This window comes from Bartonella sp. DB5-6 (assembly GCF_000278115.1).
Classification (GTDB): Bacteria; Pseudomonadota; Alphaproteobacteria; order Rhizobiales; family Rhizobiaceae; genus Bartonella; species Bartonella refiksaydamii.
Map to the genome: position 1 here is coordinate 167,407 of NZ_JH725117.1, position 22,890 is coordinate 190,296.

19 protein-coding genes are annotated in these 22,890 nt (G+C 40.4%); 5 read left to right on the plus strand and 14 right to left on the minus strand.

Annotated features, from left to right (window positions below; genetic code table 11):
• Positions 1-23: 23 nt before the first annotated feature.
• The 3 genes from MCO_RS04605 to MCO_RS04615 are packed head-to-tail and all read right to left on the minus strand — an operon-like array spanning position 24 to position 2,954.
• Entirely contained in the window at positions 24-1,184 is a 1,161-nt protein-coding gene (locus MCO_RS04605) for an MFS transporter (protein WP_007552399.1), read from the minus strand.
• Positions 1,185-1,243: 59 nt separating this feature from the next.
• Entirely contained in the window at positions 1,244-2,353 is a 1,110-nt protein-coding gene (locus tag MCO_RS04610) for a ThiF family adenylyltransferase (RefSeq protein ID WP_007552908.1), read from the minus strand.
• The gene (locus MCO_RS04615) at positions 2,337-2,954 is read right to left on the minus strand and encodes an AAA family ATPase (RefSeq protein ID WP_245256846.1); all 618 of its coding nucleotides are present in this window, start codon (positions 2,952-2,954) and stop codon (positions 2,337-2,339) included. The genes MCO_RS04610 and MCO_RS04615 overlap by 17 nt, the downstream gene beginning before the upstream one ends.
• Before the next feature lie 666 nt (positions 2,955-3,620).
• On the opposite strand from MCO_RS04615, the gene MCO_RS11555 reads away from it, so the two are divergent.
• Positions 3,621-3,761, plus strand: a complete 141-nt coding sequence (locus MCO_RS11555) for a hypothetical protein (protein WP_371137038.1) — start codon at positions 3,621-3,623, stop codon at positions 3,759-3,761.
• A 172-nt stretch (positions 3,762-3,933) separates the two neighbouring features.
• Here the strand turns inward: MCO_RS11555 and ispG are convergent, their stop codons facing one another.
• Complete coding sequence (ispG, locus tag MCO_RS04620) at positions 3,934-5,175, minus strand: flavodoxin-dependent (E)-4-hydroxy-3-methylbut-2-enyl-diphosphate synthase (RefSeq protein ID WP_007552910.1); 1,242 nt, start codon at positions 5,173-5,175, stop codon at positions 3,934-3,936.
• Positions 5,176-5,419: 244 nt separating this feature from the next.
• Here ispG and MCO_RS04625 point away from each other — a divergent pair, with 244 nt between their 5' ends.
• A complete protein-coding gene (locus MCO_RS04625; protein ID WP_007552912.1) occupies positions 5,420-5,704 on the plus strand; it encodes a hypothetical protein in 285 nt (94 codons plus the stop codon).
• A gap of 224 nt (positions 5,705-5,928) precedes the next feature.
• Here MCO_RS04625 and MCO_RS04630 read toward each other — a convergent pair whose 3' ends face one another.
• The 8 genes from MCO_RS04630 to MCO_RS04665 all read right to left on the minus strand — a co-directional run bounded on the left by MCO_RS04630 (position 5,929) and on the right by MCO_RS04665 (position 16,553).
• The gene (locus MCO_RS04630; RefSeq protein WP_007552914.1) at positions 5,929-6,933 is read right to left on the minus strand and encodes an HlyD family secretion protein; all 1,005 of its coding nucleotides are present in this window, start codon (positions 6,931-6,933) and stop codon (positions 5,929-5,931) included.
• Positions 6,930-8,591, minus strand: coding sequence for an MFS transporter (locus MCO_RS04635; RefSeq protein WP_007552916.1), 1,662 nt, complete (start codon positions 8,589-8,591; stop codon positions 6,930-6,932). The genes MCO_RS04630 and MCO_RS04635 overlap by 4 nt, the downstream gene beginning before the upstream one ends.
• Positions 8,592-8,614: 23 nt before the next feature.
• Complete coding sequence (gene atpC / locus MCO_RS04640) at positions 8,615-9,034, minus strand: ATP synthase F1 subunit epsilon (RefSeq protein ID WP_040298886.1); 420 nt, start codon at positions 9,032-9,034, stop codon at positions 8,615-8,617.
• Between the two features lie 72 nt (positions 9,035-9,106).
• Entirely contained in the window at positions 9,107-10,717 is a 1,611-nt protein-coding gene (gene atpD / locus MCO_RS04645; RefSeq protein WP_007552918.1) for a F0F1 ATP synthase subunit beta, read from the minus strand.
• A gap of 19 nt (positions 10,718-10,736) precedes the next feature.
• Entirely contained in the window at positions 10,737-11,648 is a 912-nt protein-coding gene (locus MCO_RS04650) for a F0F1 ATP synthase subunit gamma (protein WP_007552919.1), read from the minus strand.
• A 22-nt stretch (positions 11,649-11,670) separates the two neighbouring features.
• Positions 11,671-13,206 carry a F0F1 ATP synthase subunit alpha gene (gene atpA / locus MCO_RS04655; protein WP_007552920.1) on the minus strand — a complete coding sequence of 512 codons (1,536 nt, stop codon included), beginning with the start codon at positions 13,204-13,206 and terminating at the stop codon, positions 11,671-11,673.
• Positions 13,206-13,790: an ATP synthase F1 subunit delta gene (gene atpH, locus MCO_RS04660; RefSeq protein ID WP_007552921.1), complete on the minus strand. Its 585-nt coding sequence runs from the start codon at positions 13,788-13,790 to the stop codon at positions 13,206-13,208. The genes atpA and atpH overlap by 1 nt, the downstream gene beginning before the upstream one ends.
• Before the next feature lie 549 nt (positions 13,791-14,339).
• Positions 14,340-16,553, minus strand: coding sequence for a primosomal protein N' (locus tag MCO_RS04665; RefSeq protein ID WP_371137034.1), 2,214 nt, complete (start codon positions 16,551-16,553; stop codon positions 14,340-14,342).
• Positions 16,554-16,923: 370 nt separating this feature from the next.
• Between MCO_RS04665 and fsa the strand changes: the two genes are divergently transcribed.
• The gene (gene fsa, locus MCO_RS04670) at positions 16,924-17,577 is read left to right on the plus strand and encodes a fructose-6-phosphate aldolase (RefSeq protein ID WP_007552923.1); all 654 of its coding nucleotides are present in this window, start codon (positions 16,924-16,926) and stop codon (positions 17,575-17,577) included.
• Here the strand turns inward: fsa and lptE are convergent.
• Complete coding sequence (gene lptE / locus MCO_RS04675; protein WP_007552924.1) at positions 17,574-18,164, minus strand: LPS assembly lipoprotein LptE; 591 nt, start codon at positions 18,162-18,164, stop codon at positions 17,574-17,576. The genes fsa and lptE overlap by 4 nt on opposite strands.
• Complete coding sequence (gene leuS, locus MCO_RS04680) at positions 18,151-20,793, minus strand: leucine--tRNA ligase (RefSeq protein WP_007552925.1); 2,643 nt, start codon at positions 20,791-20,793, stop codon at positions 18,151-18,153. The genes lptE and leuS overlap by 14 nt, the downstream gene beginning before the upstream one ends.
• Before the next feature lie 162 nt (positions 20,794-20,955).
• Here leuS and MCO_RS04685 point away from each other — a divergent pair, with 162 nt between their 5' ends.
• Positions 20,956-21,645 (plus strand): YggS family pyridoxal phosphate-dependent enzyme, encoded by a 690-nt coding sequence (locus tag MCO_RS04685; RefSeq protein WP_007552926.1) that lies wholly within the window; start codon positions 20,956-20,958, stop codon positions 21,643-21,645.
• A gap of 795 nt (positions 21,646-22,440) precedes the next feature.
• On the plus strand, positions 22,441-22,710 hold the full coding sequence (locus MCO_RS04690) for a hypothetical protein (RefSeq protein WP_007552929.1): 270 nt from the start codon (positions 22,441-22,443) through the stop codon (positions 22,708-22,710).
• The last annotated feature ends 180 nt before the right edge of the window (positions 22,711-22,890 follow it).

Genomic DNA, 22,890 nt, shown 5'->3' on the forward strand with positions numbered 1-22,890 from the left:
TGAAACATTCGCAATAATGATAGTTAATATTCGCGCTGAGACCTTTTTAGAGTTCCTTCTAAAAAAAACACTGCAAACAAGTAGATGAATATATATATACCAAAAATATATACTAATGACAGAAAACCAAACATACTTACCATATACGCACTCATGTAAAAAAATACCAATAGGCTAAGCCTTCCAACAGTGGACAAGAAAGATTCGTATGTAGCCCTAAGATTATCGCTAATACTATCGTGCAGGACAACTTCCACACGAAGATATGTATACTTAATGAGATAAAAAATCATACAGACTAAAATAACAGCAATTTCTTTTTTGGGCTCAAAGAAGGCAACTGTAAAAATCGTAGCAGCTGAAAGAAACAGTAGTAGAATAAAATTCACTCCCTCACTTAGTTTTGTAAAGAGAAAACTAGCCAGTAGCTGAGAGAGCAATATAAGAGAAAACGTTATACCAAGATAAAAATAAGTTACATTGATATCATAATCTTTAAATATCCACTGCCAATACTGAGAAAATATATTGAAAAAAATAAGTGAAAAATAAAAACATAGAGATATGTAAGGAACTTTAACAAAAATAGAGAACATTTCTCTTGCGTCAGAAATGAAAGAATTCGCTTTTATTGTTTTTGTCTTTCCCTTTAGATCATCCAAAAAAAACAAACCAAAGACTGTTGTGATCATCATTAAAAACGCAGATATATACCATATATATTGGCTAGAATAATCGGCAAAATATGCGCCTATCAAACTAAATATAAACATGCCAATGTAATTATATTGAGAGCTGGAACCGAGCACTTTTTTAGTGGATGCAAGTTTTGTTTTTGCATATTGAACAAGTAGGGCATTATAGGCACCAGCAATCAATGTAAGCGATAATGCATTAAAAGTTTCTGCCAAAAGAAAACCGTAAAAGCTTGTAGAAACTCCCATGAGAAAGAGCCATGCGGTAGCAAAAGCCGCTGCCAAAATTATAGATATTTTATAACTTTTTCTATCGGCAAAATATCCAAGAGGAATATCTGTAACCATCATAATAAAAGCTTGAAATGACTTAATTATACCGATATCGATAAGGGTTAAGCCTTTTTCAAGCATATAAAATACAATAAAGGCGCCTGTTAAAATCCTTATACCGTTAAATAAAAATCCAAATGCTAATATACTTTTCATTTATTCACCAATAGCGTCCACAAAGTAATGTACTAATTATTTTATATAAATATAAAAGCTCACATTTTATTACAGATATGGCAAGAGCCGCTATATGGATCTCCAGTCTTATCAATTTGATATCCGGAAAAATTAATGAATAATGTTTTTTCTATAATTTGACATTTGTCAAAATCCGTTAAATATTTCACTGCTTCAAGAGCAGCCAAAGAACCAGCAACCGCATTATATGGATCTATCAAAGTATTCATATAGTTTTGCTTAATATTTTTAACAAATTCAAACTCATTAACATCCTTTATATGATTCTGATTCACACATGCATAACATCTGGTTTTACCTAGAATAATAAGTGGCCCAACAATAGCATTTACCGTAGCCGAACCGACATATAATAACGCCCCCCTCATATTGAAAGCGGCTTCGTTCATCAAATGAAAAAAATCGGGCCTTGGATTATCTGCTGCGGATATAACAAGATCAGCTCCTTCAAACAGACGGCATGCCTTCTCTATACTATCTATTTTTTCATCGTAGAACGCATATTGAGTTGAAGGGCTAATATAGGGAGCTTTATCTCTAACAACATCAACCTTTTTTTTCCCTAAGTCATTATAATTATAGAGTATTTGCCTAGACAAATTTGATTCTTCAACAATATCAAAATCATAGCTTTTAATGTGTCCTACACCCATTGCAGATAATGTATAAAAAACATAGCTCCCGCATCCACCCAAACCAGCTATAGTTATCTTAGCATCTTTCAATTTGGAGTTAGCTAAAAGAGCATTGTCAAAATTACCTGATACATGCTTAAATAAGTTAATTTGCCTATCAAATCTGTTATATTCGCTCTCACTAAGCCCTGCTTTTCTTATAGAATCCTCCTTAGAAAAGGGAGGTTCTATTATTCTATTATCAAGCATATATTTTGTTAAATATAAAAAATCTTCGCTTTCTGCAGTATCTAGGTTACATTTTAATATTATATCACCTATGGTATTATCTGCGTCAAAACACGCCAAAGCCTTTATAACATTCGGCGATGTACCACTCATATCAAGGGCTACAACGTTATGTATATCTGCCCCTATCAAAACCTCATCACCTTCTTGCCTCGCTGATATAGTATACGAGTAAACATACTTGTTTTCATATAGCGAATTCATTTTCAAATCTCCCCCTAGCTAGCTGAAGATCTACATGACTCAACAAATCATGCAAATCTCTTGTGTTATCAAAATTAAAATTATCAAAACAAAATTTACGCTCATGATACTCTTCAAGATATTTTATATGTAGCCTTATAGCATTCATTTTTTCATCTATTGATAACTCATCCAAGCTTATATGATGAAATCTACGAAAAAACGCAGTATCTCCTTGAATATGTGCTAATTCAGCAGAAGTGGTTGCTACAATAAGCTTTAAATTCTGTTCCAGTATAAAAGGTTTGAATAAATCCATAGCGCCAATACCCCCATCACTTTTGGTATGAGCAATTGAATGCCCTTCATCGATAAACAGGGCGACATTTTCATATGGAGAAACAGTTTCTATTAAAGCCCCAATTTTTCGTTCAAACTCCCCCCGCAATCCCGTATCAGATATCACGCTTCCTAAATTAACTTCTAATATGACATACCCATTCACCATAGACTTAGACTGATTAAGCCTACAAGCAAGCTCACGCACAAAAGAAGTCTTTCCACATCCAGCAGAACCAGAAATGACAATGCTTTTCTTATAAGCACAAAATAAAGAAACCATCGCCATTCTTATTGCATCTTCGCGACCGATATATGGAGATCTCCTCCCTAAACCAAGGACATTTAAATTAACTCCACATTTTCTTATATCGCTAGCCAACAGCACCGCATCTTCGCTCTGTAAATGCATATTACCTCAAACTGTAAATAGAAGGGGTCATACAACCCCTTCCAATATTTTAGTTACGACAATAAAGAGTCACAAATCAAAGATTTCACTTTAGCAAATGTAGAGGAATAAGACTTAATCTTCGTTACTAGTACCACTTTAGTATTTAATTCTACCTTCATTTTAACCTCCCCGTTTAAAATAACATTTGGAAGAAATATCTCTCCCAAATTTAACCTAGTATTTGTATCAGAATATTCCAACGAACGTTTTTGGTCGCTTACTCAATTATAAATTTCTCAAGCCAATGCTTTTTTATAGTGTCTCTATTATAGCGTCTCAAATCTGCGATATTTGTCCGAAGCAGTTTTTTCTAAGATAAATGCCTCCAACCATCTGCTCAGTTTATGATTTTTTGTATTTTTTATGGATCGGCATAGAGCAGTTATGGCAATATAAGGCGCTTTTTTGAGATATTGAGGTATTTGAAAAAATAAATGTAGAATACAATGGTCCGCAAACAATAAAGCTTTGATTAAAAAATTAAACAATGCAGTTTTGAAAGGAACTCAAATTATCCCATTAATTGGGAAAAATTCTAACAGCACTATCCAGCTTTACAATGAAACCCATAAAAATGCTGGAGATAATGTTACCTTTAGTTTGCTAATGAACCTGTTTGAAGACCGTGTTATCTAGGAGAGATGCTCTAAGACAATAAAGAAGCGCTTCAACTTATGAACGGTCATCTTGTTCTCAACATACAACGAGTGAGGATTGGATATTAACTCACAAACAAAAGCACAATCTTCAATGAAGAAAAAACACAAAAACCATCATTGATCGAAAAAATGAACTCCAAGAATTTATTTCAACCTTGCCCAAAGCGTGTATGAATATAATCACTCAAAAGAGATTCGAATTCCTCGGCAATATGTTCACCCCGCAAGATTTTCACTTTTTTTCCCTCAATAAAAACAGGCGCTGCCGGACTTTCGCCCATTCCAGGCAATGAAATCCCAATATCAGCATGTTTTGATTCTCCTGGTCCATTAACGATGCATCCCATGACAGCAACCTTTAAACTTTCAACACCAGGGTATTTTTCACGCCAGACAGACATATTTTTGTATAAATTCGCTTCAATTTTTTGTGCCAATTGCTGAAACACTGTCGAGGTTGTGCGCCCACATCCAGGGCAAGCCGCAACGACGGGCAAAAATTGCCGAAACCCCATCACTTGTAAAAGCTCTTGAGCCACTCTTACTTCTCGTGTTCGATCTCCACCTGGTTCAGGTGTTAATGAAATACGGATCGTATCCCCAATCCCTTGTTGTAACAAAATTCCCAAAGCCACAGAAGAAGCAACAACGCCCTTTGTTCCCATCCCTGCTTCTGTCAATCCCAAATGGAGCGCATAATCACAACGCTCTGCCAAGGTACTATAGACAGCAATGAGATCTTGAACATCACTAACTTTAGCAGAAAGAATAATTTTATCGCGTCCCAACCCAAGCTCTTCCGCAAAAACAGCCGAATGTAGAGCCGATTGAACAACAGCCTCCCGCATCACTTCAACGACAGACAAAGGTTTTTCCTGCTTAGCATTTTCATCCATAAGTTGTGTCAACAACACATTATCAAGAGACCCCCAATTCACACCAATACGAATAGGTTTACAGTACTGACAGGCAATCTCAACAATTTCCGCAAATTGGCGATCTTTTTTCACGCCAAAACCAACATTTCCAGGATTGATCCGATATTTTGCAAGCGCCTGCGCACAAGCAGGATGTTCTGATAAAAGCTTATGACCAATATAATGAAAATCCCCCACCAATGGTACAAAAAAACCTAACCGTTCCAATCGCTCCCGTATTTTTGGCACAGCAGCAGCAGCTTCATCACGATCAACGGTGATGCGAACCAATTGCGAACCAGCTTGCCAAAGAGCAGCAATTTGTGCAACGGTTGCATCAACATCGGCAGTATCCGTATTCGTCATTGACTGAACAACAATCGGACACGCCCCACCAACCATCACATCGCCAACCGCAACGCCAACAGACCGACGACGTTCAAAAGGTTTAGATAAAGAATACGCAGTGCTCATCTAGCCCTCAAATTTTCAACACTTGGCATCTATCGGCTATCATTTATGATCATGTTTATCATGATACAATTTAAAAAATGAATGCAAGACAGCGCTTCATTAAAATTAAACCAAATCTCTCGATTTTACCTCACCTATAAACAGCACAGTCAATGCAACCTTTCAATTTTTAGGCCGTTATAGCAAAACCCTAAACATAATTCCCACTGTCGTGAAACAGCATAACACATGAAGGAGTGAACAGATGAGTCTATTTTCAACCCGCGCCAAGAATGCTAAAATTAAAAAACGCATCGCACTATTAAAAAATCAACTCGTCCCAGTGAGTCCTTGGCGTTTTCATGATGACAGCTTTGAAAACATCTCTGTCCTGTTTGACACATGGAAACAAAAAGGCCGCCACGCGCTTTACCATCTCAACGAGCATGCTACACAATTAAAGAAAAAAGCAAAAGAAAATCCTAAAACGACCCTCGCATTAGCCGCAGGATTAGTTCTAGCTAGCTTCTTGCTGATACGTAAAAACTAAAACACGACCAACAGCAAAACCTTTCAATGCCCACCTCAAAGTGGGCATTCTTCTACATCTCGGAAAAAACAACATACAGAAAACCAGAGTTATTATTATACCAAAATAATAATCTTAAGAAGTTAAAAAGCTCAACTATGAAAGTCCAAATGAAATCTTCTAAGGTAAATGCCCACTTGCTATAAGCAAAAGACATAGAAATCAAACTCAAAAAAATCAAAATCTTAACCTCCAGGAGCACGTTGTGAAGTATCTACATAGGTGACTACAGACATTCCGGGGATGAGTTTTTCAATCCCCTCTTGTCCAGGATCTAAAGCAATACGCACCGAAATACGTTGCGCAATTTTAATGAAATTACCAATTGTAGTATCTGTTTTTAACAGTGAAAACTCTGAACCTGTCGCAGGTGCGAAACGAACCACACGCCCTGTTAATTTCTTATTATTCAATGCATCAACAGAAAAAATAACCGGCTGCCCAACACGCATCTGAGAAAGCTGTGTTTCCTTATAATTAGCTATAATCCAAATGTCATCAGAAATAACGGATACCAATTGCGTACCAGGCACAACATATTGCCCTACGTGCGCACTCACTAGTCCAACATACCCAGTTCTAGGAGACAAAATCTTGGTGTGATCTAGGTTAAGTTTAGCCAATTCAACGCTAACCTTTGCTCCTGCAACATCTGACTGTAAACTTTGCCGTTCAAGATCTAATTGTTTTTGCAATTGGCGTTTTGTTTCCAGTGTCACCAACAATTGCGAAAGAGGGCGAGAAACGGAACTGGCAACATCACTAAAGTTTAGCTTCTTGTTTTCAGGAGGAACATTGGAGAATGCTCGCGAACGCGTCAATTCAGCTTCTGTTGTATTAATCTCTCCCTGCAAAATCTGAGCCTGCAACATAACACTTGCAAGTTTTGCATTTTTTGAATCCAGAACAGCCTTTGCTCTTGCAAGCTGTTGGCGAAAAAGAGAATCATCGAGCTCAAATAAAAGCATTCCCTTTTCAACTCTCTGATAATCTTGCACATAAACCCGTGCAATCACCCCAGAAATCTGTGAACTAACCAAGGTAACATTGCCTTTAATGGAAGCATTATCAGTTATCTGAATCGTACTAACAAAAGGAGGAAGTTTCCAAGCCCATAAAATGAGCAAAACACCCATAACACCTGAGAAAAATGCAACAAGCGTCGCTCTTGATCGTAATGCTTTTATCATTTTTTACTCCCCTCTTCACTGGCATTATCCCGCTTACCGAAGGCAGTCAAAGAGTATGACTTGACAAATACTTTGACAAGGAAAATAGCAAAAACAACCATTGCTATATAAAAATAAAGCCGAAAAACATCATCATAAGCAAAAACATTTGCTGTTAATCTAAATTTCTCAATCAATTTAGACACGTTTTGCCCATCTCCTAAGACGGGTGGAACACCAACACCAAAAGAAGGCGAAAATAAGGCAGACATCTCAACTGAAATACGTGGATCCGTAACAACAATATTTTGTGTTAAAAACTCAAAATTCTTATGGGCGAAAAAAATCTGCAAGCTGCCAAAAAAAGCCGATCCCATCAACCCACCCGTCACTTGCGTCAGTAGAAAAACAGCAATAAAACTTAAAACGTAACGCGGTCCTCGCTCACCGGCTATCACAAACCCCCTGAAAAGAGCAGGAGGTAAAAAAAGTGCGTAACTAAAACTAACCAACCCTTGACTCAACATCATATCTTGCGGACGTGTTAAGTGGTTCACATGACTATCCAAATAAGTCCCAAGCGCCAAACAACCCAAAGATAAAAGATAAAAATAATCCTCACGACCAGCACGTAAAAAACACACACAAGCCGCTCCCCCTAAAAGGGTCCCCAATATAACCGCAAGATACATAGGCGCCATCTCACGATTTAACAAACCAAAAAGATTAAAAAAACCTGCAGCTAAGGTTGACCGCTCTAATAAAAAAACGTGAAAAACCAATAAAAGAATAACAGATTGTACCATTTCTTTACTGAAAAGCCAGCGCAAATCAATCAATGGTTTCTCTCTATTAAGCTCAAGAATGGTCGCCGTAACCAAAGAGAGAACAGCAAGCGCGAGCCCCCAACCAATCCACGGTGCCTCATACCACCAATACAACGTACCAACAGACATAATGACAGCATTAAGTCCAAGACCAAATGCAATCAAACTATAACTCACCCAATCTAACTTCTGAATAACCTTGCTGCGTACAACAGGGGTAAGGGGAAGAGAAAAGATACATCCCAAACTGATAAGAACCAACCCCATTTCCAACGCTGAAAGACTCAAAAATCCACCATTTTCCAACAAATCTGGAGAAATCAACCGTGATAAAGGAGCAGCTAAAGCCGCATTCATATAGTTCAAACTAAGAGCAACGGTAAACTTCTTTCCTGGTGCAAAAGCCTCCATCATATAAAGGAGCGCTAAGGAAGCCAATGGTGCCGCAGCAATACCAGCAAAAAAACGAATAATCAATGCAGAACGCAAATCCGTAACAAAGAGCTGTAAAATGCAAACCAGAACGAAGCCAAGAATTGATAATTCAGCAAAAGCACGCAGCCCAAACTGATAACGAATTTTGATTAACATAATCGCAACGCTCACATTTGGTGCCATATAAGCAGCAACCAACCATGTGGTTTCTGTTAAAGTTGCATGAAAATCACCCGTAAGATAAACAATGTTAGACTGAACAATATTCGCCCCTAAGCCATAAGCCCACTGTAAAATAAAAGAAGCAAAAATATAAACAAAACACTTTGGCAAAGGTCCCGCAAAAACACGACCTGGATGAGGGAAAGGCTTTCCTCCTCTTTTAGCAGACATAACCGTACTCTTCTTTCCGCTCATGTCGCCTTTTCCTGTATAATCCGTTACGCCTCTGTCAATACAGTATCAACAGTTGTCAATTGATGAAAAAATTCTTCTACTTTATGCTTTGTTTCCTCATCACTTGCCCCTCCCTTCAATGTCGCTCGAACTTGCAAAATCTTCTGTTCCAACGCATTAAAAGAAAGATGTTCAACAGTCACAACCTTCTCTACCAGAAGAGAGCATCCCGAAAAGGTAACATTAACAACACCCCCATAAACAGCAAACAGCTTTTCCCCCGAAGATGTGAGCACGCGAACACTTCCCAATACAATGCTAGCCACCAACGGTGCATGATGTGCCATCACTGTGAGTGCACCTGACTCTGAAGGAAGAACAACAGATAGCACCTGTTCTGAAAACACAAATTTCTCAGGTGATACAATCTCAAACAAAAAACACTCTACTTTATTGTTCTCCACAAAAACCTCCACGAGGTTCACTACTAAGACCTCTTGTGCTATCTACAACAAGCATTCGTTACAGATTTCCTCTTATGAAGAAGCTTCTGTAATGAGACGCTTTCCTTTTTCAATGGCTTCCTCAATAGAACCAACCATATAAAAAGCTGCTTCCGGCAAATCATCATAATCGCCAGCGCAAAGACCTTTAAACCCTTTGATTGTATCCTCTAAAGATACGAGTTTTCCGGGCGAACCGGTAAAGGCTTCAGCCACATGGAAAGGTTGCGAAAGAAAACGTTCAATTTTACGTGCCCGCCCCACTAATAATTTATCATCTTCAGAAAGTTCATCCATTCCAAGAATCGCAATAATATCCTGTAGGGCTCTATAGCGTTGCAAAATAGTTTGAACTTGACAAGCAACAGTATAATGCTCCTCACCAACAATCAATGGATCCAACATGCGTGAGAAAGAATCGAGCGGGTCAACTGCGGGATAAATCCCCTTTTCAGCAATCGAACGCGAAAGAACTGTTGTTGCATCTAAATGGGCAAAAGATGTTGCAGGTGCTGGATCTGTCAAGTCATCCGCTGGAACATAAATAGCCTGAACAGAAGTAATAGATCCCGTTTTTGTACTGGTAATACGTTCTTGCAAAGCACCCATATCCGTTGCCAAAGTTGGCTGATAGCCCACAGCAGAAGGGATACGCCCTAAAAGAGCGGACACCTCGGCTCCTGCTTGCGTAAAACGGAAAATATTATCCACGAAGAAAAGAACATCCTGTCCCTCATCACGGAAACTTTCTGCTATAGTCAATCCTGAAAGAGCAACACGTGCACGCGCTCCTGGTGGTTCATTCATCTGTCCATAGACAAGCGCACATTTCGAGCCTTCTGTTGAACCATTATTGTCTTTTGGATTCACATTCACGCGGCTTTCGATCATTTCATAATAAAGATCATTTCCCTCACGCGTACGTTCTCCAACACCAGCAAATACGGAATATCCCCCATGCGCTTTTGCAATATTATTGATAAGCTCCATAATGAGAACGGTTTTACCAACACCAGCCCCCCCGAACAAACCAATTTTACCACCTTTAGAATAAGGTGCTAACAAATCAACGACTTTAATACCCGTGACAAGAATTTCTGATATCGTTGATTGCTCAACATATGCAGGAGCATCTTGGTGAATAGAACGTGTTTTGGTCGCAAGAATTGGTCCCACATTGTCAACCGGCTCTCCAATCACATTCATAATACGACCAAGTGTTGCTTCTCCAACAGGAACACTAATCTGCGTTCCTGTATCAAAAACCTTTTGACCACGCGTCAACCCATCCGTTGTATCCATGGCAATGGTACGCACAGTATTTTCACCCAAATGCTGCGCAACTTCTAAAACTAGCCGATTACCTAAATTATCTGTTTCTAACGCGTTAAGGATATTTGGCAACGCACCTTCAAACTGCACATCAACGACAGCCCCGATAACCTGCCTAATCTCACCAACGGCCCCTTTTGCCTGCGCACTTTCTTTTGCACGAGCCTCTTTAGAAGAAGACCGCACAGTACCAGAAGAATTCTTTATACCAGCTTGAGATTTTGAGGCGGTTTTCTTCACGCCTGAACGAGCAGCTGTTTTCTTTTTCTCAACTTTTTCTGCTCCTTTGCTTGACGTCACTGCTTTTACCATTAATCCTTACCTTTTCAATTTAAAGAGCTTCAGCGCCCGCAATAATTTCGATCAATTCTGTCGTGATTTGTGCTTGACGCTGACGATTATAAGCCACTGTCAATTTATTAATCATTTCACCGGCATTGCGCGATGCATTATCCATAGCACTCATCTTCGCCCCCATTTCACCGGCAACATTTTCAAGCAAAGCCCGAAAGATTTGCACAGAAAGATTGCGCGGCACAAGCTCTTCCAAAAGAGCAACAGCATCAGGCTCATACTCATAAACAATTGATTGCGAACTTTTGTTTTCGTCATTTTTTTCAACGATAGCCTCTCCTTCAACAACCTCTTTAGGAGACAGCGTTGGAATCAAGCCAAAAGCTGTTGGACGCTGATTGATCACGGAAACAAATTCAGAATAAAACAGCGTACACACATCAAATGCTTCCTCATTGAACAAATCAATGATCCGCTGACTGATCATCACAGCTTCTGCAAAACCAACCCGTTTTACAGAATGTAAATCAATATGATCAATCATCAAAGCTTTGTAATCACGCGATAAAATATCAGCGCCTTTTTTTCCCACGGTTAAAATTTTAACGATTTTACCAGCAGAAAGCAGTGTCTTAATCTGTTCGCGCGCACGACGAGCGATTTGTACATTAAAAGCACCACAAAGACCGCGCTCCGCAGTGCATACCACCAAAAGATGCACATCATCTCGACCAGTACCCCGCATGAGAGGTGGTGCATCAATAGCATCAACGTCGGCTGCAACACCAGCTAAAATAGCAGCCATCCTCTGAGCATAAGGACGAGCAGCCTCCGCCGCCTCTTGCGCACGGTGCAACCTTGCCGCCGCAACCATTTGCATGGCTTTGGTAATCTTTTGTGTTGCCTTAACCGAAGCGATACGGTCTCTAAGATCCTTCAACGACGCCATTCGAGCATTCCATCAATTCTCATTACGAAAAATTCTTTGCGTAAGACTTAAGAACAGTTATCAATTTATCCTTAAGTTCATCGGTTATCTGTTTTTGGTCAGCAATGGCCTTCAAAAGATCTTGGTAATCACTGCGCAGAAGCGTTAAAAGCCCCTGTTCAAACCGCGCAACATCGGAAACAGCTAAAGAATCAAGATAACCATTCACACCAGCAAAAATAACAACAACCTGTTCTTCTGTTTTCAGTGGAGAAAATTGCGGCTGCTTCAAAAGTTCTGTCAAACGCGCACCACGATTTAAAAGACGTTGCGTTGAAGAATCCAAATCTGAACCAAATTGTGCAAAAGCAGCCATTTCGCGATATTGTGCCAATTCACCTTTGATCGAACCAGCAACCTGCTTCATCGCCTTGATTTGCGCAGCAGAACCAACACGCGACACAGAAAGACCTACATTCACAGCAGGACGAATTCCTTGATAAAATAAATTGGTTTCTAGAAAAATTTGCCCGTCAGTGATTGAAATCACATTTGTAGGAATATAAGCAGAAACGTCATTTGCTTGAGTTTCAATGACGGGTAAAGCCGTCAAAGATCCAGAACCATTTTCAGCATTCAGCTTTGCCGCACGCTCCAAAAGACGCGAATGAAGATAGAAAACATCACCAGGATAAGCTTCACGACCAGGTGGACGACGAAGTAAAAGAGACATTTGACGATAAGCAACAGCCTGTTTTGAAAGATCATCATAACCGATCAAAGCATGTTGACCATTATCACGGAAATACTCACCCATCGCACATCCAGCAAGAGGCGCAATAAATTGTAATGGAGCAGGATCAGAAGCCGTAGCGGCTACAATAATAGAATATTCGAGTGCTCCACGCTCTTCCAAAATTTTAACAAATTGCGCCACCGTTGAACGTTTTTGACCAATGGCAACATAAATACAATATACTTTGTCTTGATCTCGTCCAGCATCTTTTTCATGAAACGGTTTCTGGTTTAAAAATGTGTCAAGCAAAACTGCTGTTTTTCCTGTCTGTCGATCACCGATCACCAATTCACGCTGTCCACGTCCAATAGGAATAAGCGCATCAATGGCTTTTAATCCCGTCGCCATGGGCTCATGAACAGATTGACGTGGTATAATCCCTGGAGCCTTCACATCAACACGACGACGCTCTGTTGCCTTAATTGGTCCTTTACCATCTATAGGATTTCCCAATGCGTCAACAACACGCCCAAGCAAAGCTGGTCCTACAGGAACATCCACAATAGACCCAAGCCGTTTAACGGCATCACCTTCACGAATATCACGATCCGACCCAAAAATCACAACCCCAACATTATCGATTTCCAGATTCAAAGCCATACCACGCACGCCATTTGAAAAGGAAACCATTTCCCCTGCTTGGACATTATCCAAACCATAAACACGGGCGATACCATCACCCACAGAAAGAACCCAACCAATTTCTGAAACTTCAGCCTTTTGGTCAAAGTTTCTGATTTGCTCTTTGAGAATTTTTGAAATTTCAGATGGTCTAATATCCATCAGCTGACCTCTTTTTTCAATGCAAGCTTAAGCGAAGATAATTTTGTTTCAAGAGACGTATCAATCTGAAACGACCCCACACGAATGATTAATCCACCGAGAATTGTTGGATCAACAAGGATATGTAGCAAAACTTTCCCCCCCACCACACCTTCCAACGCCACGCGCAGCTCTTGTTCTTGGCGAGAACTCAGTGGGCATGAAGAAACAATCTGCGCCGAAATTTCCCTACGAGAGAGAGCAACACGACGCTGAAAAGCGTGTAAAATCCCAGACAAAGCACAAAGTCGACGGTTTAGCGCAATAACACGCAAAAAATTACTAACAATCTGACCAGCGCCCTCATCAACAAATTTGATACGCTCGCAAACAGCACGCATTACCTCAACCTGCTCTTTTACTGAAAAGAATGGGCTTTGCACAAAGCGCTTCAAATCTTCATTTTGATCCAAAACAAGCGAAAAATACGCCACTGCTTTTTCAACCTTTTCCACAATCTCTGCTTCTTGAACGAAATCAAAAAGCGCTTGCGCATAGCGCTGATCCACCAATGGCAACGGTATAAGAGAAAATGAATCCGACACGAAATACCGCCTCTTTCCCTTGAGCGAGTCTCTGATAGTTACCAGATGAAGATAGTTATCAGATGATAATGAAACAGACATCCCCGACTTTAAGAATACCCTTCTTAAAACCTAGAACAAAAAACTTCTTGGTTTCTAGCATAGACATAACAGACTCGCAACACTCCAAATCGCTGCTTCCTGAAAATTTTAAATAAAATATTCAAAATATTTTTGAAAAGGATTTTTTTAGAATACACAAATCAGCACCACGATTTTTTTGTGTTTCTTTTTGGCATCTCTTCATAGATTTTTACCCTCATAGATTTTTAAATGTCTTTCCTTGATCATTCATAATCACTCTGAAATCATAAACAAAAAGCTCTCTTTCAGTATTAAATACTCTTCCACCAAAAGAACTGACAAAAAATCTATCATTTCAAATTTATAAGTAAGCAATAATAATGGGCTATTCCCTTAAAAAAGAGGGAACGTATCTTTTTGCTTAAAATTATTCCTTCTAGAACACCTTTTAAGCAAATAAACCTCCCCGTTACTTCCCTTGTGCTTTCAAAAAAAACTTTGCGGATCAATATCAATCTGAACCCGAACTGAAGAAGGTATTTTGGGTGCACTTGAAAGCATTGCACGAATAAAACCTTGTATATCAAAAGAACGTTGCCCTTGCAGCAAAAGGCGAAAACGATAACGCCCTCGAATAAGTGCCAATGGGGCTTCTGCTGGTCCCATTACCGAGATCTTTTTTTCCCTCGGTGCAACTTGACGCAACGCACGTGCATAATGTTCCGCTGCTTGACGCTTTTCTGAAGACACAATCAAAGAAGCAAGTCGCCCATAAGGAGGCAGATGATAATGCTGACGCATAGCAATCTCATGGGTATAAAAATCTTCACCTTGTCGCGAAAGCAGAGCTTGTATTACTGGATGATCAGGTTGATAAGTTTGTAATAATCCTAAACTCTCTAATCCCATACGCCCTGCCCTCCCTGTAACCTGAGATAAGAGCTGAAAAGTACGCTCACTCGCACGTAAATCGCCATTGGCAAGACCAAGATCCGCATCAATGACCCCAACCAGAGAAAGTCCTGGAAAATGGTGTCCTTTAGCAACCAACTGCGTTCCAATAATAACGTCAACCTCCCCATTCGTCACCGCTTCCAATTCACGCCTCAACTGACCAATCCCGCCTTTGAGATCCGTTGAGAGAATCAACAACCGCGCCTGTGGAAAAAGCCCCCGTGTTTCTTCGGCAATTCTTTCTACCCCTGGACCACAAGCAACAAGATGATCTAATGTCCCGCATTCAGGGCATGCCTCTGGAAGCGGCTGATGATATCCACAATGATGGCATTTAAGCTGTCCTTGTAAACGATGCTCCACCAACCAACTTGAACAGTCACGACAATGAAAACGATGTCCACAAACTCGGCACAATGTGAGAGGTGCATAACCACGCCGGTTAAGAAAAAGCAGTGCCTGTTCACCTTTCTCAAGCGTTTTTTTTAAAGCCCCTTCAAGAGTAGAGGAAATAAAACGCCCCTTTTGCACACCTCCCTTTTGCTCATTTCCTTGACGCATATCAACCACCCGCAATTGTGGAAGGGCAGCTGCTTTAAAACGCGATGGCAAATGGACCCGTTGATAACGCCCCCACAAGACATTTGTCTGACTTTCAATCGAAGGAGTCGCTGAGGATAAAATAACAGGAAAATGCCCGAAAGACCCTCGTGCAACCGCCATATCACGTGCATGATAAAAAATGCGCTCTTCTTGTTTGTAAGCACCATCATGTTCTTCATCCACAACAATCAACCCAAGCTCTGGAAAGGGAAGAAAAAGTGCCGAACGCGCTCCAGCCACAACCCGCACCCGCCCTTCTGCAACCTGCCGCCATACACGTTCCCGACGACGTGGTGATAAATCTGAATGCCATTCCGCTGCTGCCGCTCCAAAGCGTGCATGAAAACGATCTAAAAATTGTTGTGTTAAAGCAATTTCCGGCAACAAAATCAAAACTTGCTTACCACCTGTAAGCGCTTGGGCAACCGCTTCAAAATAAACTTCTGTCTTTCCCGACCCAGTAACACCATCAAGCAGAAAAACTTGAAAGTGAGAAGATAAAACACCTTCCCGCAAAAGACGCGCTGCTTTGCTCTGTTCTCCCTCCAATTGAGGGCAGCAAAAATCAGGATTAGGCAGCGCCACAAGAGCAGGAGCAGGTACCATAACCTCTTCAAAAACCCCTAACGTCTTTAGCCCCTCAACAACGGAAACAGAAGTTCCTGCCGCATGGGCAAGACCAGAACGTGTCCAAATCTCACCAGCACGTGCCAACTCTAAAACCCGTGATCGTGCTGGTGTTAAGCGCCCTATCTCTCCCCCACAATACCGCAAACCCAGCATCTGTTCCTCCGGTTCTAAAGCGGACGGAACACACAAAACCAAGCGTGCAACAAGACCAAAAGGAGTCATCGTATACCGACTAACAAAACGCAAGAATGTGATCATCTCCACTTTTAACGGCGGACAATCAAAAACATGGAGGAGAGAGCGTAATTTTTTACGCGCCACAGATGGAGCACTTTGCCCATCCTTTGCGGACTGTTCTCCAACATCCACCACAAAACCACAAACTTCTCGCCCCATGACCGGAACACGAACAAAAGAACCAGCCTCTACCTCCATCGAAGATGGAACCTCATAACTATAAGCATGTGCAACAGGCAGAGGTACTAAAATAGAAACAATTTTTCTCTCTGTCATACCCTCATTTGACTTCATCCTTTGTCCCAACTTTTATACAGCCTCTTTTATACTACTATCGTCCTTACACCTTATTTTGACATATTACCCGTCGCGAAGAATAATCACTTCGTATGATCTCCCATGCCCCCTCATCAACAATATCTTATCAATGACGAAGATTCCAATGCGCATCTAATATTGATACCAGCAGTGCGAACGCTATAAACAAACTATAAATAAAATACGCATTTTTACCTCTCATATCTTAATTTACCATAGGAAACATGTATTCTCCCTCTTGCTTTTGCGATAAACAATAACGCATAACAAAAATAGGGTGAAACATCAGAAGCTTTGAATAACGAGCCAGAAACCAAGGAGATTTGGCATGAAATTTTTTGTGGATAGCGCCAATATTGAAGAGATCCGAGAATTACAAAATTTAAACCTCGTTGATGGTGTTACCACTAATCCTTCTCTTATCCTCAAATCGGGACGCAATATTCTTGAGGTTACAAAAGAAATTTGCACCCTTGTTAAGGGACCCGTTTCTGCCGAAGTTGCAGCAACTGAATTTGAAAATATGATGAAAGAAGCGGCTGTTTTAGCAAAAATTGCCGACAATATTTGCATCAAGCTTCCCTTAACGCTTGATGGCTTAAAAGCCTGTAAAGCTCTCACAATGCAAGGATTAAAAACAAATCTCACACTTTGTTTTTCTGCTAACCAAGCTTTATTAGCCGCCAAAGCAGGTGCAACATTTATTTCACCTTTTATCGGCAGACTCGATGATTGCGGTAATCAGGGTGTGGAACTGCTTCATGAAATTCGCACAATTTACGATAACTACAACTTTGAAACGCAAATTTTGGCAGCTTCAATTCGCACCGTTAATCATGTCAAAGAAGCAGCACTAAGCGGTGCAGATGTTGCAACCATTCCACCAGCAGTTTTAAAAGCACTGGTCAAACATCCTTTAACCGATAAAGGCTTGCAAATCTTCTCAAGTGATTGGAAAAAAACGGGACAAAATATCGCCTAGTGATTTAAAAGATCTTTTGAAAGCATCAGTAAAATCTCTTCAGCTAATTCTTCTGCCACACGCTTTTGCGCATCTTCTTCTGCTTGCAGAGTTGCATATTCTTGGCGAAGCCGTTCAAAAGATGTACTCATGCTTACCGTGCTTTCGGCAATAAGAATATTTTTCATATCTTGCAAGACATAGGAAACTTTACCCATCACGGTTCCAACAGAAGGCCGCCCCTCTCTTTTTCTATCGCGATCCACCTCTATCTGTACAGAACTTCGTGTAAACGTGGATGTTTTCAATGCCAATTGATAAGCCGGAGTAGAAGGTTTCCGCCCATTTCCATAAAGAAGAAACAACAAATGATTGCGTACCATTTGACCAAAACGATCTGACGGTTCTGCTACGACAATGGAAGCTAGTTTTTCGGAAAGGCTCAAAGATTTTGATTTTTGAGATGAATTATCAAAAACTGAATCCACAGAATCTATTGTTGTCGAAATCTCAGATACCTGCTGATAAAGTGGCTCAATTACGCACCCACACAAAAGCATGAGAAAACAAAATAAACCCACAAAAATAGATTTTCTAAACAACGACATTCACAATCCTTTTTGGAACAATAATCATTTTTTTAACGGTTTTTTCAACCAGATACGCCTGTACAAAATCAAGAGCCAAAACGGCTTCTTCAATCATTGCTTCACTCGCTGTTGCTGCAACAGTCACCTCACCACGTTTTTTACCATTAATCTGTACCGGCAAAATATAGGAATCTTCAACAGTTAATGCGGAGTCATAAACAGGCCAAGGAAGCTCACAAATCAATAACTTTCCTCCCAAAGCAGCATGACATTCCTCCGCTAGATGAGGCATTATAGGCGCAATCAGGACAAGAAAAAAATCTATTGCTTGACGCAAAGCTGCCTTCATTTCACCCTCAATATTTTCTACATTATTTAGTAAAGGCGCCATAATATTCAAGAATTCGTAAAGGCGCGCAATTGCCCGATTAAAGGCGAACTTTTCCAAATCATCTTCCACGGCGTGGAGTGTGCGATGCGCCACTTTTGAGAGTTCCAAAGCCGCACCTTGACGCCCAGCACAGGGCGCCACTTCTCTTAAAATCGGAGCACTCAAAGCCACACAACGCCAAACGCGTTGCACAAAACGATGCGCTCCTTCAACACCAGATTCTGTCCAAATAACATCCCGCTCAGGAGGAGAATCTGACAAAACAAACCAGCGCACAGTATCGGCTCCATAGGATGCAATAATATCATCAGGATCAACGACATTCTTTTTTGATTTTGACATTTTTTCAATCAAACCAATCGTCACCTCACTTTGATCGGTCAATTTATAAGCCTGACGTTTTCCATCCTTTTCAACAATAGAAATTTCTTCCGGTGAAACCCACCCGTGGTCATCGCGATAGGTTTCATGAACGACCATCCCTTGGGTAAAAAGCCCTTTAAAAGGCTCATCTACAGTCACATGCCCACTCAATTTCATAGCACGCATAAAAAAGCGTGCGTAAAGAAGATGGAGAATCGCATGTTCAATTCCACCAATATATTGTTGCACAGGCAACCATTCAGCTATCGCTTGTTTGTCGACAGGTTCTTGTGCAAAAGGTGCAGTAAAACGCGCATAATACCAAGAAGAATCAACAAATGTATCCATGGTATCAGTTTCGCGTCTAGCAGACTGACCACAGACAGGACAGGCAACTTTTTGCCATGTTTCATGACGCGCAAGAGGATTGCCAGGCTGCTCAAAAGTGACATCATCGGGCAACACAACCGGTAAATCAGCACGCGGAACCGGAACCACTCCACAAGCCGCACAATGGATCATCGGAATAGGACACCCCCAATAACGTTGACGCGAAATACCCCAATCACGCAAGCGAAATTGCACGGTCTTTTCCCCCTGAGGCTGCCCTCCAAGCATTTGCCCCTCAAGCCGTTTAGCTGCTGCTTCAAAAGCTTGTTGCGGTGTCAACCCATCCAAAAAGTCTGAATTGATCATCACCCCATCACCAGTATAAGCCGTATCAGCAATCACAAAATCTTTCTTATCAACCCCCTTTGGCAAAACCACTGGTCGCACCGAGAGACCATATTTACGTGCAAAATCCAAATCTCTCTGATCATGGGCAGGACACCCAAAAACAGCCCCCGTTCCATAATCCATAAGCACAAAATTGGCGATATAAACGGGGATATGCACCGTTGGATCAAAGGGATGAACCGCCAGAAGCACTGTGCGAAACCCTTGTTTTTCAGCTGTTTCAAGTACAGCAGTTGTCGTACCCCCACACCGACAATTTTCGATAAAAGCATCAAGCTCTTTATCCTTTTGCGCTAAAGATTTTGCAATGGGATGATCAACAGACAGCGCCAAAAAAGCAGCACCAAAAAGCGTGTCAGGTCGTGTTGAATAACAGACAACTTCGTTAAATTCCGCACACCCATCAACAACATCATCTACCGTCTTCAAAGCCCAACGAATCAGCAAACCTTGTGACTTACCAATCCAATTTTTTTGCATAGTGCGAACTTTTTCCGGCCATTGATCAAGCTCTTCCAGCCCTGCCAGTAAATCTTCACTAAAATCACTAATTTTGAAAAACCACTGCGTCAATTCACGCTGTTCAACCAACGCGCCAGAACGCCACCCCCGACCATCAACAACCTGCTCATTTGCCAAAACAGTGTGGTCAACGGGGTCCCAATTCACCTTAGCCACTTTGCGTGCAACCAACCCCTTTTGATAGAAATCAAGAAACAGCATTTGTTGACGATGGTAATAATCCACATCACAAGTCGCAAATTCACGCGACCAATCTAATGAGAGCCCTAATTTCTTTAATTGCCCGCGCATCACAGCAATATTTTGATAAGTCCACGTTTTGGGATGCACTTTATTTTGCATAGCAGCATTTTCCGCCGGCATCCCAAAAGCATCCCACCCCATGGGATGAAGCACATTAAACCCCTTTGCACGTTTATAGCGTGCAACGACATCTCCCATGGCATAATTGCGTACATGCCCCATGTGAATACGCCCGGAGGGATAAGGAAACATCTCTAAAACATAATATTTTTCACGGCAATCTTCTGCCGCGGTCTGAAAAATTTTCTTTTCATCCCAAATCGCTTGCCATTTTTGTTCGTGGGCACGAGGATTATAGCGTTCACCTAAATTATAACGTTCAATCGTCATTTCTATTATACTCTTTATAAAATTGAACTAAAAAACTTGTTTTATGCTTGACCATGGATTACCCCCAACGTCAACATTTTCAGTGAATATTTCACTAAGTATTTTTCAAAGTTTTTACAAACCATTATTTTATTGCTAAATAAAAACAGAAAGCACGAAAAAATGAGCACCCACACTATCCCTCATCCCCCTTCCATTGAAGCATGGAAAAACCTTCAAAAAGACATTGCTGAGACATGTAAAGACTATAACCGTCCCTTAGAAGAGGTACAACTTCTCGCTGTTTCAAAAACCGTCTCGGCAGATGACATATTCCCCCTTTTGCAAGCAGGTCAAACGCGCTTTGCAGAAAACCGCGTGCAAGAAGCCATGAGAAAATGGCCACGCTTGCGTCAACAGTTTGAAAATATTGAACTTCACCTTATCGGCCCCTTACAATCGAATAAAACAGCAGAAGCTGTCAAAATTTTTGATGTCATTCAAACAGTTGACCGCGAAAAAATAGCTAAAAGCTTGGCCGAAGAAATGCAAAAACAAAAAAGAATTCTCCCCTGCTATGTTCAGGTCAATATTGGCTTAGAACCGCAAAAAAGTGGAGTTGCACCGCAAGAAGTGCTTCCTTTCATCACCCAGTGTAAAAATCGCTATGGACTTAATATTATTGGCCTTATGGCAATCCCACCCGTAGAGGACAACCCCGGCCCCTATTTCGCGCTCTTAGCAAAACTCGCAAAAAAAGCTGGTCTTCCAAAGCTTTCGATGGGCATGTCCAATGACTTTAAAACAGCTCTTCAATTCGGCTCTAACGTTCTTCGCATTGGTTCTGCTTTATTTGGAAACCGCGCTCTCTAATCGCCTCTCCACTGAAATATAGCGCAAAAAGAACCCATTTATAACAATGAGAACGATAAAAGTGCATGAGGTACATTACACACTCATAGAAAAGAGTCCTGCGAGATAAATGATCACAAAAAACATTCAAAACAGCCGTCGCAATAGCTCTCCTTAAAAAACCACAGATTATATTAACCTCTCCAATCCGTGTAAACAATTCACCCACTTACCAAGTGTGCAAAGCAGACAAGGAAAAGCTTAAAACATGGGTGTCAATACAACCTCCCAATTCTAGAGCAAGCCTACCAACTCAATAAGCCCCCTAAAGTGCCGATAAAGTACTAAGAGCTGTACTAAAAAGCATGATAACAATCACAAGAATAACATACAGACTTTCCACACACTGAAAAAGCAAAACGCCGTCGATAATTGCCTAAAAATAAATGAATTTACCCAGTACATGCGCACGAGACAATAGCAATGCAACTGAATTCAATGACAATGTAAAATATATTTCTTCGCGCTCTTTATAAACAAAGAAAAAAATACCAATTTTTCAGCATTTCCTATTTTGTTATTTTGTTAAAAGAATATTGTAAACAATCTTATATCTTTACCGTATTGTAAACAAAATATACTATTTATTAAAATAATATTTTATATTCTATAATATATACATAATGTATTTATTATTTATACGGTGTTTTTATTGCTATAAAGCAAAATTATGTTTTACATCCTAAAAAGGGAAGTGATAAGCATTTACATGTATTATTATAATACGTTTATTCCAAAATTTAAAGGAGGATTTATATGCGTAATTTTGGTTCAGGCTTAGTTTATACTATAAATGATTCAACACCTGTTTATGGAAATGCATGTAGTACTAATGATTTTATGTCTCACATGAATTCACAGGGTCTTCAAATAGGGAGTCCGGCAGGAATAAGCGGAGCATTGTTAGGTGATATAGCTGGAGGACCAGCAGGTGCAGTTTCAGCTGGAATCGCAAGTTTCACAACGGGATATATAGGAGGTGGTGTCTGGGAGTTCGGACAAAAAGCTTATGAATGTTGGTTCTAATTTATAGATAATAACTACAAAGATATCTCTGAAATCAATAATCTTGTAAACATATTTGAAATAATATATCAAAATTAAATATCTATATCTATAGATAAAATATTTTTCAGAGATATCTATTAGTATCATATAATATAATTAGGATTTTGTTATAATGGATATTCATTATGAAATCATAAG

Excerpts from the sequence above, each read along its gene's own strand:
- MCO_RS04605 (WP_007552399.1), bottom strand. The coding sequence starts at position 1,184 with ATGAAAAGTATATTAGCATTTGGATTTTTATTTAACGGTATAAGGATT.
- MCO_RS04610 (WP_007552908.1), bottom strand. The coding sequence starts at position 2,353 with ATGAATTCGCTATATGAAAACAAGTATGTTTACTCGTATACTATATCA.
- MCO_RS04615 (WP_245256846.1), bottom strand. The coding sequence starts at position 2,954 with ATGGTTTCTTTATTTTGTGCTTATAAGAAAAGCATTGTCATTTCTGGT.
- ispG (WP_007552910.1), bottom strand. The coding sequence starts at position 5,175 with ATGAGCACTGCGTATTCTTTATCTAAACCTTTTGAACGTCGTCGGTCT.
- MCO_RS04625 (WP_007552912.1), top strand. The coding sequence starts at position 5,420 with ATGAGTCTATTTTCAACCCGCGCCAAGAATGCTAAAATTAAAAAACGC.
- MCO_RS04630 (WP_007552914.1), bottom strand. The coding sequence starts at position 6,933 with ATGATAAAAGCATTACGATCAAGAGCGACGCTTGTTGCATTTTTCTCA.
- MCO_RS04635 (WP_007552916.1), bottom strand. The coding sequence starts at position 8,591 with ATGAGCGGAAAGAAGAGTACGGTTATGTCTGCTAAAAGAGGAGGAAAG.
- atpD (WP_007552918.1), bottom strand. The coding sequence starts at position 10,717 with ATGGTAAAAGCAGTGACGTCAAGCAAAGGAGCAGAAAAAGTTGAGAAA.
- MCO_RS04650 (WP_007552919.1), bottom strand. The coding sequence starts at position 11,648 with ATGGCGTCGTTGAAGGATCTTAGAGACCGTATCGCTTCGGTTAAGGCA.
- atpA (WP_007552920.1), bottom strand. The coding sequence starts at position 13,206 with ATGGATATTAGACCATCTGAAATTTCAAAAATTCTCAAAGAGCAAATC.
- MCO_RS04665 (WP_371137034.1), bottom strand. The coding sequence starts at position 16,553 with ATGACAGAGAGAAAAATTGTTTCTATTTTAGTACCTCTGCCTGTTGCA.
- fsa (WP_007552923.1), top strand. The coding sequence starts at position 16,924 with ATGAAATTTTTTGTGGATAGCGCCAATATTGAAGAGATCCGAGAATTA.
- lptE (WP_007552924.1), bottom strand. The coding sequence starts at position 18,164 with ATGTCGTTGTTTAGAAAATCTATTTTTGTGGGTTTATTTTGTTTTCTC.
- leuS (WP_007552925.1), bottom strand. The coding sequence starts at position 20,793 with ATGACGATTGAACGTTATAATTTAGGTGAACGCTATAATCCTCGTGCC.
- MCO_RS04685 (WP_007552926.1), top strand. The coding sequence starts at position 20,956 with ATGAGCACCCACACTATCCCTCATCCCCCTTCCATTGAAGCATGGAAA.
- MCO_RS04690 (WP_007552929.1), top strand. The coding sequence starts at position 22,441 with ATGCGTAATTTTGGTTCAGGCTTAGTTTATACTATAAATGATTCAACA.